At 63.5% G+C, this 17,069-nt stretch carries 15 protein-coding genes; 5 read left to right on the top strand and 10 right to left on the bottom strand.

What is annotated here, in order from left to right:
* Window positions 1-47: 47 nt before the first annotated feature.
* The 3 genes from AC1D1F_RS07880 to AC1D1F_RS07870 form a co-directional block, all read right to left on the bottom strand.
* On the bottom strand, window positions 48-1,394 hold the full coding sequence (locus AC1D1F_RS07880) for a 3-deoxy-D-manno-octulosonic acid transferase (RefSeq protein WP_477677373.1): 1,347 nt from the start codon (window positions 1,392-1,394) through the stop codon (window positions 48-50).
* The gene (gene waaC, locus AC1D1F_RS07875; RefSeq protein WP_477677374.1) at window positions 1,391-2,407 is read right to left on the bottom strand and encodes a lipopolysaccharide heptosyltransferase I; all 1,017 of its coding nucleotides are present in this window, start codon (window positions 2,405-2,407) and stop codon (window positions 1,391-1,393) included. The genes AC1D1F_RS07880 and waaC overlap by 4 nt, the downstream gene beginning before the upstream one ends.
* A 325-nt stretch (window positions 2,408-2,732) precedes the next feature.
* A complete protein-coding gene (locus tag AC1D1F_RS07870) occupies window positions 2,733-4,118 on the bottom strand; it encodes a phosphomannomutase/phosphoglucomutase (protein ID WP_477696042.1) in 1,386 nt (461 codons plus the stop codon).
* Window positions 4,119-4,371: 253 nt separating this feature from the next.
* Between AC1D1F_RS07870 and AC1D1F_RS07865 the strand changes: the two genes are divergently transcribed.
* The 5 genes from AC1D1F_RS07865 to AC1D1F_RS07845 all read left to right on the top strand — a co-directional run bounded on the left by AC1D1F_RS07865 (window position 4,372) and on the right by AC1D1F_RS07845 (window position 8,116).
* A complete protein-coding gene (locus tag AC1D1F_RS07865; RefSeq protein ID WP_477696043.1) occupies window positions 4,372-5,880 on the top strand; it encodes a DNA-3-methyladenine glycosylase 2 family protein in 1,509 nt (502 codons plus the stop codon).
* A 204-nt stretch (window positions 5,881-6,084) separates the two neighbouring features.
* Window positions 6,085-6,606, top strand: coding sequence for a methylated-DNA--[protein]-cysteine S-methyltransferase (locus AC1D1F_RS07860; protein WP_477677377.1), 522 nt, complete (start codon window positions 6,085-6,087; stop codon window positions 6,604-6,606).
* Window positions 6,603-7,559: a DMT family transporter gene (locus tag AC1D1F_RS07855; RefSeq protein ID WP_477696044.1), complete on the top strand. Its 957-nt coding sequence runs from the start codon at window positions 6,603-6,605 to the stop codon at window positions 7,557-7,559. Before AC1D1F_RS07860 ends, AC1D1F_RS07855 begins: the two co-directional genes overlap by 4 nt.
* Entirely contained in the window at window positions 7,556-7,720 is a 165-nt protein-coding gene (locus AC1D1F_RS07850) for a hypothetical protein (RefSeq protein WP_477677378.1), read from the top strand. Before AC1D1F_RS07855 ends, AC1D1F_RS07850 begins: the two co-directional genes overlap by 4 nt.
* A gap of 18 nt (window positions 7,721-7,738) precedes the next feature.
* Window positions 7,739-8,116: a VOC family protein gene (locus AC1D1F_RS07845; RefSeq protein ID WP_477677379.1), complete on the top strand. Its 378-nt coding sequence runs from the start codon at window positions 7,739-7,741 to the stop codon at window positions 8,114-8,116.
* A gap of 458 nt (window positions 8,117-8,574) precedes the next feature.
* On the opposite strand, the gene AC1D1F_RS07840 is transcribed toward AC1D1F_RS07845, so the two are convergent.
* The 7 genes from AC1D1F_RS07840 to AC1D1F_RS07810 form a co-directional block, all read right to left on the bottom strand.
* Entirely contained in the window at window positions 8,575-10,476 is a 1,902-nt protein-coding gene (locus tag AC1D1F_RS07840) for an acyltransferase family protein (protein WP_477677380.1), read from the bottom strand.
* 123 nt (window positions 10,477-10,599) lie between these two features.
* A complete protein-coding gene (locus AC1D1F_RS07835) occupies window positions 10,600-11,259 on the bottom strand; it encodes a DUF1345 domain-containing protein (RefSeq protein ID WP_477677381.1) in 660 nt (219 codons plus the stop codon).
* A 48-nt stretch (window positions 11,260-11,307) separates the two neighbouring features.
* Window positions 11,308-12,462: an aromatic ring-hydroxylating oxygenase subunit alpha gene (locus tag AC1D1F_RS07830; protein ID WP_477677382.1), complete on the bottom strand. Its 1,155-nt coding sequence runs from the start codon at window positions 12,460-12,462 to the stop codon at window positions 11,308-11,310.
* Window positions 12,463-12,537: 75 nt separating this feature from the next.
* Window positions 12,538-13,362: a siderophore ferric iron reductase gene (locus tag AC1D1F_RS07825; RefSeq protein WP_477677383.1), complete on the bottom strand. Its 825-nt coding sequence runs from the start codon at window positions 13,360-13,362 to the stop codon at window positions 12,538-12,540.
* Window positions 13,359-15,242, bottom strand: a complete 1,884-nt coding sequence (locus tag AC1D1F_RS07820) for an IucA/IucC family protein (protein ID WP_477677384.1) — start codon at window positions 15,240-15,242, stop codon at window positions 13,359-13,361. Before AC1D1F_RS07820 ends, AC1D1F_RS07825 begins: the two co-directional genes overlap by 4 nt.
* Window positions 15,239-15,850 (bottom strand): GNAT family N-acetyltransferase, encoded by a 612-nt coding sequence (locus AC1D1F_RS07815; protein ID WP_477677385.1) that lies wholly within the window; start codon window positions 15,848-15,850, stop codon window positions 15,239-15,241. The genes AC1D1F_RS07820 and AC1D1F_RS07815 overlap by 4 nt, the downstream gene beginning before the upstream one ends.
* Entirely contained in the window at window positions 15,840-17,069 is a 1,230-nt protein-coding gene (locus tag AC1D1F_RS07810) for an MFS transporter (RefSeq protein WP_477677386.1), read from the bottom strand. Before AC1D1F_RS07810 ends, AC1D1F_RS07815 begins: the two co-directional genes overlap by 11 nt.

Genomic DNA, 17,069 nt, shown 5'->3' with positions numbered 1-17,069 from the left:
GGGGCGCTGCGCCTGCGGCCCGGCAAAGCCGGTTCCGCGGCCCCTGCTTATCGGGGCAGGAAAAACTCCAGCGCATCCACCGTCTTCGCCGTGGCGCCGCGGTTGCGGTCGGCGAAGGCCAGGCCGGCCGCCACGGCCGCGGCGCGCGCGTCGGGCCTGTCCATCCACTTGCGCGCTGCGCGCACGCCCTGCTCCATGTCGACCACGCGCCTGGCCGCGCCGGCTTCCACGGCGAGCTCGGCGGCTTCGGTGAAATTGAAGGTGTGGGGGCCCATGACCACCGGGCAGCCGCAGGCGGCCGCCTCGATCAGGTTCTGGCCGCCCAGCGGAGCGAAGCTGCCGCCCAGCAAGGCGACGTCGCTCATCGAGAAATACAGCGCCATCTCGCCGAGCGAGTCACCGAGCCAGACATCGGCTTGCTGCGCAGCATCGGCCGCCGGGCCGCCGGCGGCATCGTCCCAGCCGGAGCGGCGCGAGACGCGCAGGCCGTGCTGCAACACCAGTGCCTCGACCTCATTGAAGCGCTGCGGGTGGCGCGGCACCAGCAGCACCTTGAAACGGCTTCCTGTTCCTTCAACCTCCGCGTGCGGCGCCTCCACCTGGACCTGTACGCGTTCCGACTGGGCCACGGCACTTATTTCCTTCAAGAAAAGCGCCTCTTCGCCTTCGCGCGAGCTGGCAAACATCAGCACCGGCTGCGCCAGCGCGCGGCGCCAGGTCTTGCCCTTTTCCTGTTGGGCATCGTCAGCGGCGGCATCGAACTTCAGGTTGCCGAACACGCCGGCCACCGCCGCGCCGGCCCGGCGAAAGCGGCGCGCGTCCTCGTCCGTCTGCGCATACACCGCCGAGAGAGCGGCATAGGCCGGCAGCGACAGCAGCGACATCCTCAGCGCTTTTTGCAGGGATTTTTCGGACAGCCTGCCGTTGGCCAGCACCAGGGGAATCGCACGCGCTTTCGCGGCCGCCACGAGATTGGGCCAGACCTCGGTTTCCATCAACAGCCCCAGCCGCGGCTTGAAGTGCTCAAGGAAGCGGGCCACCGCGCCCGGGCTGTCCCAGGGCTGCCACACCTGCACGTCGCCCGGCTGCAGCAGGGCGACGCCCTCGGCGCGTCCGGTAGCGGTGCCGTGCGTGAGCAATATGCGCAGGCCTGGGTGGCGCGCGCGCAGCGCTTTGAGCAGCATGGCGGCGGTACGGGTTTCGCCCAGCGACACGGCATGCACCCAGATGAGTTCAGAGGTCGTTTCAGCCGGCTGGGCATAGCGGCCAAAGCGCTCTTCGATCCCCTCCAGGTAGCCGGGCTCCTGCTTGCCACGGCGTGCCAGCTTGCGGCGCAGCAGCGGCTGCCCGCACCACATCAGCAGCGAATAAAGCTTCAGGGCCAGGGCGCTCATGCGGCGGCCCCGGCCGCGCTGCAGGCCAGCCAGGCCTGCCAGACGTCCTCGACGCCGGGTGCGGGTTGGGCAAACACGCTGCGCTGCCGGCCGCCGTGGTCCTGCTGATCGGGCCCGGTGCGCCAGGCCGTGTCGAAGTTGTAGATCTGCACATGCGGCAGGTCCAGCGCGACGGCGATGTGGCTCACGCCGCTGTCCACGCCGATCACGCCGGCGCATTGCGCGAGCTCTTCGGTCAGCGCATCCAGCGCCAGCGGGGGCAAGACCACGGCAGAATTCGCCGCCACGCCGTTGAGCGCTTCGGCAATCGCCCGGCTGGTGGCCAGTTCCGCGGCATTGCCGTGCGGCAGCACCAGCTGGTAGCCGGCGGTGTGCAGGCGCTGCCCCAGCGCCACCCAGTGGCTGAGCGGCCATTCCTTGTCGGCGCGCGAGGTGCCGTGGACAAAAGCGATGCGGCCCTTGGGGGAGCTGCCGCTGCTCGTTGCCGGCGCCGCGGGCACCTTCAGGCCAAAGCGGGTGGTGGCCGCGGGGCTGTAGCCCAGGGCGCGCGCCGCCAGTTCGCGCGAACGCCGCACCGCATGGATGTGCGGCTCAACGGCGATCGCCACATCGGCCACCCAGCGCGTGGGGGCTTCGTAGCCCGAGCCGTCGGTCTGGTTGGCCAGCGCATAACGTTTTCCGCCGGGGGCCAGCCGGGCCAGCCGCGCCACCAGCGCGGACTTGGTCAGGCCCTGCAGGTCGATGACGGCGTCATAAGCCTCCTGCTGCAGCTCGGCCCTGAAAGCGCGCCATTCCTGCCGCGTGGCGGCCGTCCAGAAAGATTTGCGCCAGCGCCGGATCTCGCAGGGAATGATGCGGTGCAACCCTTGGCTGCGCGCCAGCAGGGAGGCAAAGGACTTCTCCACCACCCAGTCAATCTGCGCTTCGGGGAATGCGGTGCGTATGTCCTGCACCACGGGTAGGGTATGCACCACATCGCCCAGGGACGAGAGCTTGACCAGGAGAATTTTCATGAAGGCCGTGAAAGCGGAAAACGCTGATTTTAGGTGCAGGCCTCACCTTACCCTTTCGTCCTGAGGTATCGAAGGGCCGATGCGCTACAGGGATGGGTTCGATACCTCAGCCGAACGGAACAGGATTGAACCCGAGCGGAGAAGGGTTCGCGAGCCGCTTGCTTCTCCGCCCGTCGCCTTTGTCCGGTTTTCAATCTGCGTAAATCTGCGAAACCTGCGGATGAATTTATATCCACAGATTTCGCAGATTTACGCAGATAAAGACCATCAAAAAGGCTTCGATACCTCAGCCCGAACGCTAAGGCTGCGGCCAGACGGGGGTGTTTCAGTGCGCAGCTGCCGCGAAGCTCGCGTCGGGCTTAACGCTGCGTAATAAAGTCAGCATGTCGGCTTCGATCCGTTCCAGCGCCGCCTGGGTATGCCCCTCAAAGCGCAGCACCAGCACCGGCGTGGTGTTGGACGCGCGGATCAGGCCAAAGCCGTCGGGCCAGTCGACGCGCACGCCGTCAATCGTAGATATCTTCGCGGGCGCCGGAAATTTCGCGGACTTGATCAAGGCCTCCACGACCGTATGCGGCTCGCCTTCCTTGCAGGCCACATTGAGTTCAGGCGTGCTGAAGCTGGTCGGCAAAGCATTGAGCACGATGCCGGCATCCGGCACGCGGCTCAGAATTTCCAGCAGGCGGGCGCCGGCATAGGTGCCGTCGTCAAAACCGTACCAGCGCTCCTTGAAGAAGATATGGCCGCTCATCTCGCCGCCCAGCGGCGAATCGACTTCCTTCATCCTGGCCTTGATCAGCGAATGGCCGGTCTTGTACATCATGGGCACCCCGCCGGCGGCCTCGATCTCGGGCGCCAGACGCTGCGAGCATTTCACGTCGAACAGAATCGTCCCGCCCGGCACGCGCGACAGCACGTCGCGCGCGAACAGCATCATCTGCCGGTCGGGGTAGATGTTCTGGCCGTCTTTGGTGACAATGCCCAGCCGGTCGCCGTCACCGTCAAAGGCCAGGCCCAGTTCGGCATCGCCGCTTTGCAAGGCCTTGATCAGGTCCTGCAGGTTTTCGGGCTTGCTCGGGTCGGGATGGTGATTGGGAAAGTTGCCGTCCACTTCGCTGAAGAGTTCGGTGACTTCACAGCCCAAAGCGCGAAAGATGGCGGGCGCCGACGCGCCGGCAATGCCGTTGCCGGAATCGACGACGATTTTCAGCGGGCGTTCCAGCTTGATGCCCGAAACGATGCGGTCGCGGTAGGCCGTGCCCACGTCGACCTGGCGGATGCTGCCGCCCTGCGAAGGCAGCACCCACTTGTCGCCTGCGATGACACGGCGCAGTGCCTGGATCTCCTCGCCGTAGATCGCGCGCCCGGCCAGCACCATCTTGAAGCCGTTGTAGTCCTTGGGGTTGTGGCTGCCCGTGACCTGTATGCCGGATCCGGCCAGCGTGCTGGCGGCAAAGTACAGCATGGGCGTGGTCACCATGCCCACGTCGATCACGTCGATGCCCGTGGCGGCCAGGCCGCGCATCAGCGCCGCGCTTAGCGACGGCCCGCTAAGCCGGCCGTCGCGGCCCACGGCCACGGCTTTTTCGCCTTCCGCCAGCGCCGCCATGCCAAAGGCCTTGCCCAGGGCCTCGGCCATTGCTTCATGGATGGTGGACGGCACGACGCCGCGTATGTCATAGGCCTTGAAGATGGACGGGTTGATTTGCATCGGGTGCGGTTCCTGGTTCCTGCAAGTAGGGGTATGGGCTTCGAATGATGGGATGGCCCGGAGAAGCGAGTTTCATTGTAGGGGGGCGGCCCTGCCGCTTCCTGTAGGCGGCAGCCGTTTCCGGCCAGTCCGTTCAGACTATTGCGGACCTCCCCGAAAGCCGGAAACCGGCCGAAAAAGGGGTCCACGGAGGGGTGAGGGACATGTCCGAAAACGGCCAGTCGAAACCAGCCAGCGGCGTATCATTTCTTCCATGGACCGCGAAAACACCCCTCTTGCCGACAACGACTGCTACCTCGCCCTGAAGGCGCGGGACGCGCGTTTCGACGGCAGCTTTTTCACCGGCGTGACCTCCACCGGCATTTATTGCCGGCCGGTCTGCAGCGTGAAAACGCCCAAGCGCGAGAACTGCCGTTTCTTCCACCATGCGGCGCAGGCCGAGAACGCCGGCTTCCGCCCCTGCCTGCGCTGCCGGCCCGAGCTGGCGCCGCACTCGGTGGTGTGGTCCATCCAGGACGCTTCCTACATCCTGGCCCACCAGGCGGCCCGCCTGCTCGACGAGCCCGAAGTCTGGGCCGGGGAAGCGCCCTCGGTCGAGAAGCTCGCCGCCCGGCTGGGCGTCAGCGACCGCCACGTGCGGCGCATCTTCGAGGCGCAGTTCGGCGTCTCGCCCATGCAGTATTTGCAGACGCACAGGCTGCACACCGCCAAGCAGCTGCTGGCCGACACCAACCTGCCGATCACGCAGATTGCGCTGATCAGCGGCTTCGCCAGCGTTCGGCGCTTCAACGCCGCTTTTGTCGAGCACTACAAGCTCAACCCCACGCAGCTGCGGCGCCAGGGGCCGGCGCGCAGCGGCGACGTCGGCGAAGGCGCGACCATACGGCTGGGCTACCGCCCGCCCTACGACGTGCAGGCCATACTGGCCTTCTTCAGCAAGCGCTGCATCAGCACCATCGAGTTCATCGACACCGAGGCGGACTTGCCTTGCCTGGGCCGGACCCTGGGCATCGAATCCGGCGGCAAGCTGTACACCGGCTGGCTGCTGGCCAGTTTTGAGGAAGAGCGTTCCCGCCTGGTGCTGCGCGTGAGCGACTCGCTGCGCGAGGTGCTGCCGCTGGTGATACGCCGCGCGCGCACCACTTTCGATCTCGACGCCGACCCGACGGCCATCAACAGCGTGCTGCACGACGCCTTCCCCGAAGGCGACGGCCTGCGCGTGCCGGGCGCGCTCGATGGCTACGAGCTCGCGGTGCGTGCCGTGCTGGGCCAGCAGATCACCGTGGCCGCCGCGCGCACCCTGGCGCAGCGCATGGTGGACCGCTTCGGCGAACCGATCGAAACGCCGTGGCCCAAGCTGACCCGCCTCTTCCCCGCACCGGGCGTGTTGGCGGCGGCCAGCGGCGACGCGCTGGGGCAGCTGGGCATCGTCAAACAGCGCCAGGCCGCGATTGTCGGCATCGCGCAGGCCGTGGCCGACAAGCGCCTGCAGCTGCACAGCGGCGCCGACGTCAGCGCCACGCTGGCCACGCTCAAGGAGCTGCCCGGCATAGGCGACTGGACCGCGCAATACATCGCCATGCGCGCGCTGCGCTGGCCAGACGCCTTTCCGGCGGGCGACGTGGCGCTGCACAAGGCCCTGGGCGTGCAGGGCCTGAAGAACCCGGCGCGGGAAGCCGAACTCGCCTCGGCGGCCTGGAAACCCTGGCGCAGTTACGCGGTGATACGCGCCTGGAGCGGAACGCTGGAGCGCCCCGGCTGACGGTGCGACAGTCATTCATGCGCGGGCGGAATGAATGCGGCGCCTCGATTTCATTGGACGGTACAGCGCCCAGGCGCGAACATCGCCGGTGAATGATCGAGCCGGCCTTTGCCCGCGAAACAACAAGCCAGCCAAAGCGGCCTTTCCAGGACTTAAACGGACCTGGCAAGGCAGACACTCGAAACCATTCAAAAGGTGACCCAGATGAAATTCGACAACTCCATCGTCCAGACGACCTTCCACAGCCCTTTGGGCGAAATGATCATTGCCGCGACCGACAAGGGCCTGGCCGGCACCTGGTTCGCAGGCCAGCGCCACCTGCCGCCGCAGCTCGTGAAACCCTATGTGTGGCGCGAAGACCCGGAGCACCCGGTGCTCAAGCAGACCATCCAGCAACTGACCGAATACTATGCCGGCACGCGCACAGAGTTCGACCTGCCCCTGGACCTGGGCCATGGCACAGCCTTCCAGCAGTCGGTGTGGCAGGCCTTGCTGGCCATCCCGCAAGGCGGCACCCTGAGCTACGGCCAGGTCAGCCAGAACATCGGGAAACCCGCAGCGGTGCGCGCCGTCGGCGCGGCCGTCGGGCGCAACCCGGTCAGCGTCATCGTGCCCTGCCACCGCGTGCTGGGCTCCGACGGTTCGCTCACCGGCTACGCCGGCGGGCTGCACCGCAAGACCGCCTTGCTTAAACTCGAAGGCGCACTACAGGAGAGCATGCTGTGAGTTCCAGTCCTTCCGGTATCGCCGCGCCCCTGGGCGCGGCCGCCACCCAACCCAAAAGCTGGGCCGCCGATTTTGTGATGCTGGCCGCCATCTGGGGCTCATCATTCCTTTTCATGCGCATCAGCACGGTGGAGTTCGGCCCGCTGCCGACCGCCGCCGTGCGCGTGGGCATCGCCGCGCTGTTCTTGCTGCCCATCGTGTGGCTGCGCGGCCTGCTGCCCGAGCTGAAGAAAAGCTGGAAGAAAATTTTCCTCATCGGCATCCTCAATTCGGGCATTCCGTTTGCCTGCTTTTCCTTCGCGCTGCTATCCATCACCACCGGCCTGTCGGCGATTCTCAACGCCACCGTGCCCATGTTCGGCGCGCTGATCGCCTGGCTGTGGCTCAAGGACAAACCCAATGCCTCGCGCATCCTGGGCCTCATCGTCGGTTTTGCCGGCGTCGCCATGCTGGCCTGGGACAAGGCCACCTTCAAGCCCGACGCCTCGGGTGTGGCGCCCGGCTGGGCCGTGCTGGCCTGCCTGTTTGCCTGCATCTGCTACGGCATCTCAGCCAGCTACACCAAACGCTACCTGACGGGCATGCCACCGCTGGTGACCGCCGCCGGCAGCCAGATAGGCGCGACCCTGGGCCTGGCCCTCCCCGCCGCCTGGCTGTGGCCCGCGCAGATGCCGGGCGCGCACGCCTGGCTGGCGCTGCTGGCTGTCGGCGTGGTCTGTACCGGGCTGGCCTATATTTTGTTTTTCCGCCTGATCGAAAACGCCGGCCCGCCGCGTGCGCTGTCGGTCACCTTCCTGGTGCCGGTGTTCGCCGTGATCTACGGCGTGCTCTTCCTCGGCGAGCATGTGACGGCCTGGATGGTGATCTGCGCCGTGGTGATTGTGATTGGCACCGCGCTGTCGACCGGCTTGCTCAAGCTGGGCCGCAAAGCTGAACAGCAGCAGAAGGCATGACGTCGGCTCGCAAGACCAAACTCAAGCTGACCGCGCCCAAGCCGCGCAACCCTTTGGTGGCGCCTGCGGCGCAGCGCAAGGCCGGCTCGCACCGCAAGTCTGAAGCGAGCCTGCGCAAGAAGGAAAAGATGGCGCTGAAGAAGCAGCTGTTTCAGCTGTAATACGCTCCAGGAGAATCCATGTTTGACCACGTCAAATTCGGCGTCAGCGACTATGCAGCGAGCAAGGCCTTCTTCCTCAAGGCACTTGAGCCGCTCGGTGTAGGGGTTGCCTCGGAGGGGCCGCCATCGTACGGCGTCGAACTGAGTGGCTCAAAGGCCAAGGCTTCTTTATGCCTGTTCCAGACCGGGGAGAAGCCGGCGCATCTTCACCTGGCGTTCGCGGCCGCAAATCGCCGGCAAGTCGAAGCTTTCTATCGCGCGGCCCTGAAGGCGGGCGGCAAAGACAATGGCCCGCCCGGCCTGCGCCCGCACTACCACGCGAACTACTATGCGGCTTTTGTCATTGGTCCGGACGGGCACAACATTGAGGTGGTTTGCCAGGAACCTGAGGCCTGAACGCCGGGCACATGCTACTTGCATATCCAGCAAACACTTGCGAACACGCGATAGACGAACCAGAGCCCTAGAAATGCAGCGACAGCGATTACGAAGAGGCACCCCGTGGCCCCTGAAGCGGAAAAACTCTGCTTGTTGAGTTTCACGTCAAAGTGACCCGCTTTTTTCACAGCAGCCTGACCCTATCTCAACCCCGAAATGTGAATGTCCTGCTTTGTGCAAAGGGGCTTCACCAATGGCTCAGCGTTCGATGGAAAAACGGATCAAACAAGCGCGGAAATCCACACGCGTAGCGAGTGACGGCAGAAATCAGGCGAAAAAGAAGCCTCTGCCCCATGCGGGAGAGATTCGATAGTCTTGACGGAAACGGCAGGACTCAAAGTCCGCAACTCACGACTTGCCACCGATCTCGCCAGGTTCATGATCCGCGTGCGAAACGGAAAGAAAGATCCCGCCAGTTACTCCTTGGGGTACAGCCATTTTTCCAGCACGTGATTGGCTCGAAATATCTCACCGTAATATTTTGAACCGTCCGCACTCCAATGGCCGTAATCAAAAGTCAACAATTCCTCGCCCTCACTTAGGGCTGGACATACTCCTCCAGTGCATAGGTTATTTATTTTTGAAATGTAGGGTACGCCGACGTCACTGAAGAACCTTTCCATTTGACTATCCAATCTGAATTTATCTTTAAGCAAGTAGGATGAAAGCATCAGATTTGGTTTGTGCGATCTATTGCGGCTGAGGATTTTTGGCACGTCGTCGCTAAATTCAAATGTTGGTCCAAAAACAACGACGGGAATCCCGCGCATCTGGAAATATTCGATATCGCTGGTCAGTGCTTTGAAGTCGTTTGACCATCTCGCAGACAGAATTACCCCATCCAGTTTCACGAGCTCTTTGAAATCGTATTTGACGTAGCGGATGAGTTCGCCACATCGATTTGGGTCCGGCTTATGCACCGCCTCAATTGGAGTGCAGCCCGATCCGGTGACCTGCAGGAAATTGATCTCTTTGTACGCTTGACTAAGGCTGGTCCTTAGATCAAAGGCATGTGAGTCTCCGATAACCAATATGTTTTTCCGGTGAGCGTCCAAGGAAAGGCAATCACCGATGATTGCCATATTCCCCGCAAAGGTATCTTCGGGTCGATAGAAATGACAACGGCCAGCTCGCATTGAAGCAAGTCGTTCTTTGCCAATTTTCTCTATATTGAAATGTTGTGCATCTTGAATGCTACGAGACGGAATTCCACCAAGGCTCGTAACCTGAAATCCAATTACTCCTACCGTTACCAGCGACGTCAGGAGATAAATCGTCACCTTAGGATTGGGCCTATGACGAACTGGGATTTCAATATACCGATACGTCAGCCAGGCCAGCAGGAAACTTGCTGCAACAGCCGTACTCCGAACAAGTGCGCTTGGCTGGCCGGATTCGATAATGTGTGCAAAGGAAATCAGCGGCCAGTGCCATAAATATAGAGGGAAGCTGATAAGACCAATCTTGACAAGGGGAGACGCGGATAAAAATGTTCTATTCAGCCCATGCGTAGAACCGGCAGAGACAACCAGGAATGCGCCGACAACAGGCAACAATGCCCACCAGCCGGGAAATAAAAAATCTTTGTTAAAAGCAAAAATCGCGACGGCCATGCAACCAAGCCCCAAGGCTGATCTGAAGTTTCGCGAGCTTGCGCCAAAGAAGCGATCCATCCCGTCGGATTTGGCGGCTAAAGCGCTCCCAAAGAGAAGCTCCCATAGTCTGGAAGCGGGAGAATAAAACGCTTTAACAGGATCCAGGTCGACAGTGATGACACCTAAAAGGAAAGACGACAACGCGATTCCGGCAATGGCCAACGGTATTGAGCGCGGATGAACCCGGTACAGCACCAGGAGTAGTACTGGCCAGAGTAAATAGAACTGCTCTTCGATTCCGAGAGACCATAAATGCAGCAAAGGTTTTGAACTTGCAGTTCCATCAAAGTAGCCCGCTTCCCTCCAAAGGACAAAATTTGAAACGAAGGACGATCCAGCAGCTGTGTGCATTCCAAGTTGCTTGTATTCATCGGCAAAGAGGAGGAACCAGCCTCCAATCAAGCAAATCAACAGAACAATAATTAAAGCAGGGAATATTCGCCTTATACGGCGTGAGTAGAACCCTGAAATGCTGAACGTGTTTTCATCAAGTGATTTCAGGATGATTCCCGAAATCAAATAACCGGAAATCACAAAAAACACATCAACGCCAACGAATCCGCCCGGCACGAACTCAGGAAATGCGTGGAACCCAATAACAGCGAGGACGGCTATGGCACGGAGGCCGTCAATATCTGGGCGGTATTCAAGGTGTGAAGACACTCTATTGCGTTCTTATACGTTATTGTTGGATGGGGTAATGATATTGTGCGTCCGTCAGTGGACAGCACGGCAAAGGCCAACCGCACATGAGCCGCCGGGCATCTCGCAGCGGCCCAACCGGATTTACTGCAACGCCCCCGCCACCACATTGATGCTGAGCGCCAAAATCAGCATGTTGAAGCCGAAGGACAGCACGCTGTGCACCAGCGTGAGCCGGCGCATTTCGCGCGAGGTGACCTGCACGTCGGAGACCTGCGAGGTCATGCCGACCACGTGGGCGTAGTACAGAAAGTCGAAGTAATCCGGGTCCAGCCCGCCGGGGAAACACAGGCCGGGGCCGTCGGGTTCGTTGCGTTTTTCTTCGTGGTAATAGCGGTGCGCGTAGCGAAACGCATAAATCGTCTGCATGAACAACCAGGAAGCGGCCAGTGCCGCGACGGAAAGCGCGATGCGCAGCGTGCGCTCCATGCCCGAGAGGTTTTTGGCCTGCTGCATCATCAGCGTGATGGCCGCAACGCAGGCCATGGTGGCCAGCAGCATCAGCAAAAACAGCACGACGCTGGGCTCGTCCTGGGCCTGTGCGCGTTCGCGTGTGCGTTTGGCGTCGAAGCGCACACACAGCCACCAGGCCAGCCCCAGGTAAACGGAGATGCCGGCGCACCAGCCGAGCAGGCCGCAGAACTGCCAGCCCAGGGGCAGCGGCAAGGCCGCCACGATCAATCCCGCCACCAGGCCCAGGGTGAGCCGCTGCGGGCCTGTGGTTTCGGAGAAATGTTTGCGCATGGCGCATTGTGGGGCCGGTGGCACCCCGGCTTCAAGCCCGCCTTTCTTTCAAGGCGGGCTGGAAGCACCCATGGTGCGCCGGTACCACTCGTGGAAATGCTGCATGCCGTCTTCGAGCGGCGACTGGTAGGGCCCGGTGTCGGAGGTGCCGCGCGCCAGCAGCGCGCGCCGGCCCGCGTCCATGCGTTCACCGATCTCGTCGTCTTCCCTGGCGGTTTCCATATAGGCGGCGCGGTGCGCTTCAATGAACTCGCGTTCGAAGGCGGCGATCTCTTCGGGGTAATAGAACTCCACGACGTTGACCGTGTCCTGCGGCCCTTTGGGGTAGAGCGTGGACAGCACCAGCACGTGCGGGTAGAGCTCGATCATGTGGGTGGGGAAGTAGGTGACCCAGACCGCGCCGAAATCGGGCGGCGTGCCGGTGCGGTATTGCAGCAGGCGGTCGTGCCAGGCGCTGTAGATGTCGGAGCCCGGCGCGTTCAGCGCTTCGTGCACACCGACGCGCTGCATGCTGTACCAGTCGGCAAAGTCCCAGCTCAGGTCGTCGCAGCTCACGAAGCTGCCCAGGCCGGGGTGGAAAGGCGCGACGTGATAGTCCTCGAGGTAGACCTCGATGAAGGTCTTCCAGTTGTAGTTGCAGGGGTGCACTTCCACGTGGTCGAGCACGTAGTCCGAAAAATCGAACTCTGGCCTTTCGAACAAGGGCGCCATGTCGCGCGCCGGGTCGCGCGGGCCTTCGAACAGCAGGCCGTGGCAGTTGCGCAGGGGAAAGCGCTGCAGGTTCTTGCAGGGTTTTTGTTCGAACTGCGGCGCGCCCAGCAGCTCGCCGCTGCTGTTGTAAGTCCAGCGGTGCAAGGGGCAGACGATGTGCCCGCCGGCGGCCGCCAGGTTGCCCTTGGGGTTGGCCGGCCCGCTGACGTTGCCGGTTTCGCCGCCCAGGATCAGCGCCTGCCGATGCCGGCAGACATTGGACAGCAGTTCCACGCCCTGGGGGTTGCGCACCAGCACGCGCCCTCCCCCTTCCTGCGCGAGCCGGTGCCAGTCGCCGACCTGCGGCACGGCTTTTTCATGGCCGAGGTAGCGGGCGGACTGGTTGAAGATCAAGGCCTGTTCACGCGCGAACAGGGCTTCGTCGAAATAAGCGCTGACGGGCAGTTGCGGGTCCGCCGGCATGAGATGCACCAGGCGTGCGATGTCGTTCATGGAACTCTCCAGGGCGTGGCGAGGCACACCGGCCTTGGCAAAGGCACGGCCGCATCGCGGAATCAATGGCCCGGACTACGAAGGATCGGCCAGCAATCGGGCGATGCGCTTGTCGAGCGGGAGCTTGGGACAGGTGCTGCATTTCTCGCCGTCATGGCGGCGAAAGTAGTGGCAGCACACCTTGCGGTCTAACGCTAGCGCAGGCGTCCCGTCGCGGGCCCGGTACGCAAAGAAGCCGCAGCCGCCGGGGATGCCCAGTTGCGCCAGCCACTCCTCCCCTAGCGCGGCGACCTCGGCATCGGCCAGGCCCGGCCGGCCGCGGTGCACCAGCAGCAGCGCGCCCAGCACACACTCGGCCTGCAGCCGGTCGGCGGCGCGGGCATGCAGGGCCACCATAGGCATCAGCGCCGCGCGCGTCGACTGGCAGAAGCCGCGCAGCTCGCCGGCCGTCAGGCGCAGGCGTGAAACCAGGGTCGCGGCCTTGAGGGGCGCATGCGACGGCAACTGGAAGCCGCTGGGAAAGCCGTCCACCACGGGCTGCGCCAGGCCGGCGAGCCGCGGGACGTGGGTGTCCAGGTGCGCGGCGATCACGCAGAGGTAGACCGGTTGCCAGATTGCCAGCCCCCAGCAGCGCAGCGCCACATAAAGCGCGCCGGCTTCGGGATAGGCTTGTTCCCAGTGGCGGCACAGCGCCCGCAGGGGGCCTGTGCCGGCGGCGATCTCATCGCCGTGGCGCAGCGCACCGGGCAGCGGCGCATCGCCCTGCTCTCCGCGCAGCGCGGGGGCGATGGAGGCGGCCAGCCGCAACACGCGGGCAAGGTCGGCGTCGGGCGCGCAGGCCCAGGCCGGCATCGGCGCACCGTCGTGCACCGAATCCCCTGACCGCATGTCAAAGCTCATGCGACGCTTTCCACCGCAGTTTCCGCCGCGGGCCGCCTGGCGGCGCGGCGGCGCATGCCGGCAATCGGGTTCACCAGGTTGCCGGCCATCTTGAGGCTGGATGCCGGATCGGCCAGGTTGACCATCTGCACGTTGTTTCCGAGCTGCAGGCGGTTCAGGCAGGAATGCAGGAACTCGGGCACAAACATGTCGTAGTGCGCGAACTTCGCGGCCATCTCGGGATGGGCATCCTGGTAGTCAGAGACGCAGTCGGCCACGGCGCGCCAGAAGTCGTCCTCGGTGCAGCAGGTGTTTTCGACGAGGACCTGGTTGATGTGGCGCAGCACGCCGTCAAACACGTCGATGAAGATGCCGAGCAGCTTGAAGTGGTCGGGCACGTCGACCGCCAGGCGGTCCACGCGCACTGGCAGCAGCGCCTTGGCCTCGATGTTGAGGATGGCGCACTCTTCGGCGATGTCCTTCATGATGGCGCGCACGGGCACGTGCTTGTCGAGCACCAGGATCAGGTTCTCGCCGTGCGGCATGAAGCTCAGGTCGTGTTTATAGAAACAGTGCAGCAGCGGCGTCAGGTAGGCCTTCAGGTAACTCTGCAGCCAGGCTTGGGTGCCCAGGCCGGAGCGGCGGATCAACTCGGGCAGCAGCGCGTGGCCGTCCTTGTCGACGTGCAGCAGCGCGGCCATGGTCATCAGGCGCTCGCCGGGCTTGAGCAGGGGCAGCGGGCTTTCGCGCCAGAGCGCCGAGAACATCTTTTTGTAAGGCGTGTCGGCCGGTATCGCGGCCTCGTAGTAGTGGTTGCGAAAGCCTATGGACGCGACCTCCTGCAGGATGGTGAAGCCGTTGGCGCGCAGGAAGGCGTCGCCGGACACCAGCTTCTTGATGAATTCGTTGATGGCTGGCGTGCCCGACATGTAATAAGGCGACAGGCCGCGCATAAAGCCCATGTTGAGGATGGACAGCGAAGTCTTGACGTAGCGCTTGCTGCGGTCGCTGGTGTTGAAGAAGGTGCGTATCGACTGCTGGGCGATGTAGTTGTCGCGGCCGTAGGCCAGGCAGATGATCTTGCGCTGGGCCACATAGCCGGCGAAGGCGATCGACAGCTTGTTGAACCACTGCCAGGGATGGGCCGGCATGAAGTTGTAGTCGGCCGGGTCCACGCCCAGCGCGGCCACTTCGCGGGTAAAGCCGTCGACAGTCTCCTGCCCGAGTTCTTCGGCCAGCAGCTGTTCGTAGCTGAGCGTGGAGATGCTGGAAAAAGCCGCATGGTCCTTGTGCACGGCCAGCCAGATCACGCGGATCTCTGAGCCGGCCTCGGGTGCGTAGGCCTGGTAGTCGGCCGCGGTGAAGCCCAGGCGCCCGTTGTTGGCAACAAACCCCGGATGGCCTTCGGTCATGGCGACTTCAATCGACTGGAAGTCGGTGGCGTCGGCCAGCTGGGCGCTGCTGGGCGCGTCGGCTTTCATGCGCTTGTAGGCGCTGCCGAAGAGCGTGCTGCTGATCTCGTCGAGGTAGATGGGCAGCAGCTCCTCGCGAAGCCCCAAGCGCTGGCGGCATTCGATGATGAACTGCAGCGCGTCCAGCGGCTGCTCGGCGCCTTTAACGTATTTGTGGATGGATTCCGGTTTGATAAACCAGTGGCGCAGCGCCAGGCGCTGTGCCTCGAACTGGTAGCAGGCGGCGCCGTCGTCCGAGAACAGCTGGTACAGCGCGAAGCCGCCGTCGCGTGGGCGCAGCTGCTCGGGCTCGACGATGAGCTCGTGGGCGTATTCGGCAATGGCCTTGCGCAGCAGCAGGCGGTTGGCCTGGGCCCAGGCCTCGGGTGTCAGGTGGGCGGCGAAGCGGGCCGGGTCGTGCGCGATCTGGTGGGCGATGGTGACGTTCATGAATGGACTTCCTCTAAGGTGGCGGCCGTAGCCTGTTCAAAATCCCGCCGTGTGCAAAAGGCGAGGCTGGCGATCTTCTCGGGGAAGACCACATCACGGTCGTAGGCGAAGCCCGCCGACCGGTTCAAGGCATGGACCTTGTGATTGCTGGCGTCGGGCTCGACGACGATGCGCTGCGCGCCCAGGTGTTCGAACATGAAGCGCATCAGCGCATGGAACACGCTGCGCGAATAGCCGGCGATGCGCCGCTCGGGCGGCGCTATAAAAATGTGCATGCCGAGGTCGCCGGGCCGCACCTCGTAGAAGGCCTTGATGCGGTCCTGTGCGGGGTCGTAGCATTCGGCGAGGAAGGCGGGCCGGCCTTCGTGCCAGCCTATGTAAGGCGTGGCAGTGCCCGAATCCAGCATGCACTGGTAGGCCTCGCGGACTTCGGCCTCGCTCTTGTCCTGCATCAGCCAGAAGGCGGCGCGCTCCTGCGTGAACCAGCGGTGCAGCGTGGAGATGTCGGCGGGTATGCGCAATGGGCGGAACACAAAGCCGGCTTCGTCGCGGTAAGGCCTGAGTTCGGCATCGGCGCGGCGGTGGAGGGTGTCAGTATCAATTGGCATGGGCGGGCTCCTTCAGAGTGGCGGCATTGCCGGTTTCATCCAGGTGCCCGGCGCTGGGCACCTTGAGGATCAGGCGGTCCAGCAGCGCGGTCAGCACAAAACCGCCGGCCGCCAGCAGAAAGGGCAGGTGCAGCCCGTAGCGATTGACGATGGCGCCGGCCGCGAAGGAGGACAGCAGCACGCCCATGTTCTGGAAGAAGTTGGTGATGCTGTAGTCCTGCGCGTAGCGCTGGGGTGTGGACAGGCGGAACAGGTTGACTTCGAGCTTGACGATGATCTGGAAGAAGGCCCAGCCGTAGAGCACGCGGCCCAGCACCACCAGCAGCGGATCGGGCGCGGCATGCAACAACAGGCCCACGGCGCCCAGCAGCAGGTTGCCCAGCGTGTGGTCGGGCAGATGGCCGCCGCGCGCGCGTATCCAGGCGTGCAGGCGCAGCGCCACGATGGCCACCACACCGGGGATGGCGAAGGCCATGCCGGACAGCAGCTCGCTGTCGTTGCCGGTGATCTTCTGCCAGTAGAGGGCGAAGAAGGGGCGGATCAGGTAGGCGCTGAAGTCGAATATCAGCATCACCAGCGCCAGCTTCAGGATGGGCAGGCGAGCCAGCAGGCCGACGCGCTTCGCTTCGGTGGCTTCGGCCAGCGCCTGCTCGCCGGTGTTGACGCGGATGATTTTTCCGCTGCGTATCAGGTAGAAGCAGACGGCCATCTGGAAATAGTCGCCGGCGGCCATGGCAAAAATGCTGGCGCGCGGCCCCCAGGTCTGCAGCACAAAGCCGCCCACCACCGCCCCGAAGATGGCGCCGAAGTGCACCACCACCGAGAGGATGCCGATGGTGGCGGCGTGCTCTTCCTTGGGGGTCAGGCGCATCATGTAGGGGTACATCAGCAGGTAGCTGCTCTTGCACATGAACATCAGCATGGACAGCACCCAGTAGGCCTCGACGGTGGGCGCCCAGTCGCTCAGCAGGCTGAAGGTGCCGGCGGCGAACTGGGTGTAGACCAGCAGATGCAGCGGCTCGACGCGGCGTGCCACGCGCGCCCAGAAGGGCAGCGTGCACATCACGGCGATGGAGATCGCCGCCACGTAGGCGCCCACGTGCACGGGGCTGTCGATGCCGTAACGCGCGCTGAAGAACTGCGGGTAGAAGGGAATCAGGATGGCGTCGCTGATGACGGCGAGCACCGTCATGGTGATGATGTGGAATCTGAGGTTCAT

It is taken from the genome of Polaromonas sp. P1_H6, from assembly GCF_056405195.1.
This window is presented reverse-complemented; position numbering and strand designations above follow the sequence as displayed.

Excerpts from the sequence above, each read along its gene's own strand:
- AC1D1F_RS07845 (WP_477677379.1), top strand. The coding sequence starts at position 7,739 with ATGTTTGACCACGTCAAATTCGGCGTCAGCGACTATGCAGCGAGCAAG.
- AC1D1F_RS07810 (WP_477677386.1), bottom strand. The coding sequence starts at position 17,069 with ATGAACCTCAGATTCCACATCATCACCATGACGGTGCTCGCCGTCATC.
- AC1D1F_RS07830 (WP_477677382.1), bottom strand. The coding sequence starts at position 12,462 with ATGAACGACATCGCACGCCTGGTGCATCTCATGCCGGCGGACCCGCAA.
- AC1D1F_RS07820 (WP_477677384.1), bottom strand. The coding sequence starts at position 15,242 with ATGAACGTCACCATCGCCCACCAGATCGCGCACGACCCGGCCCGCTTC.
- AC1D1F_RS07825 (WP_477677383.1), bottom strand. The coding sequence starts at position 13,362 with ATGAGCTTTGACATGCGGTCAGGGGATTCGGTGCACGACGGTGCGCCG.
- AC1D1F_RS07880 (WP_477677373.1), bottom strand. The coding sequence starts at position 1,394 with ATGAGCGCCCTGGCCCTGAAGCTTTATTCGCTGCTGATGTGGTGCGGG.
- AC1D1F_RS07860 (WP_477677377.1), top strand. The coding sequence starts at position 6,085 with ATGAAATTCGACAACTCCATCGTCCAGACGACCTTCCACAGCCCTTTG.
- AC1D1F_RS07815 (WP_477677385.1), bottom strand. The coding sequence starts at position 15,850 with ATGCCAATTGATACTGACACCCTCCACCGCCGCGCCGATGCCGAACTC.
- AC1D1F_RS07865 (WP_477696043.1), top strand. The coding sequence starts at position 4,372 with ATGGACCGCGAAAACACCCCTCTTGCCGACAACGACTGCTACCTCGCC.
- AC1D1F_RS07850 (WP_477677378.1), top strand. The coding sequence starts at position 7,556 with ATGACGTCGGCTCGCAAGACCAAACTCAAGCTGACCGCGCCCAAGCCG.
- AC1D1F_RS07870 (WP_477696042.1), bottom strand. The coding sequence starts at position 4,118 with ATGCAAATCAACCCGTCCATCTTCAAGGCCTATGACATACGCGGCGTC.
- AC1D1F_RS07835 (WP_477677381.1), bottom strand. The coding sequence starts at position 11,259 with ATGCGCAAACATTTCTCCGAAACCACAGGCCCGCAGCGGCTCACCCTG.
- waaC (WP_477677374.1), bottom strand. The coding sequence starts at position 2,407 with ATGAAAATTCTCCTGGTCAAGCTCTCGTCCCTGGGCGATGTGGTGCAT.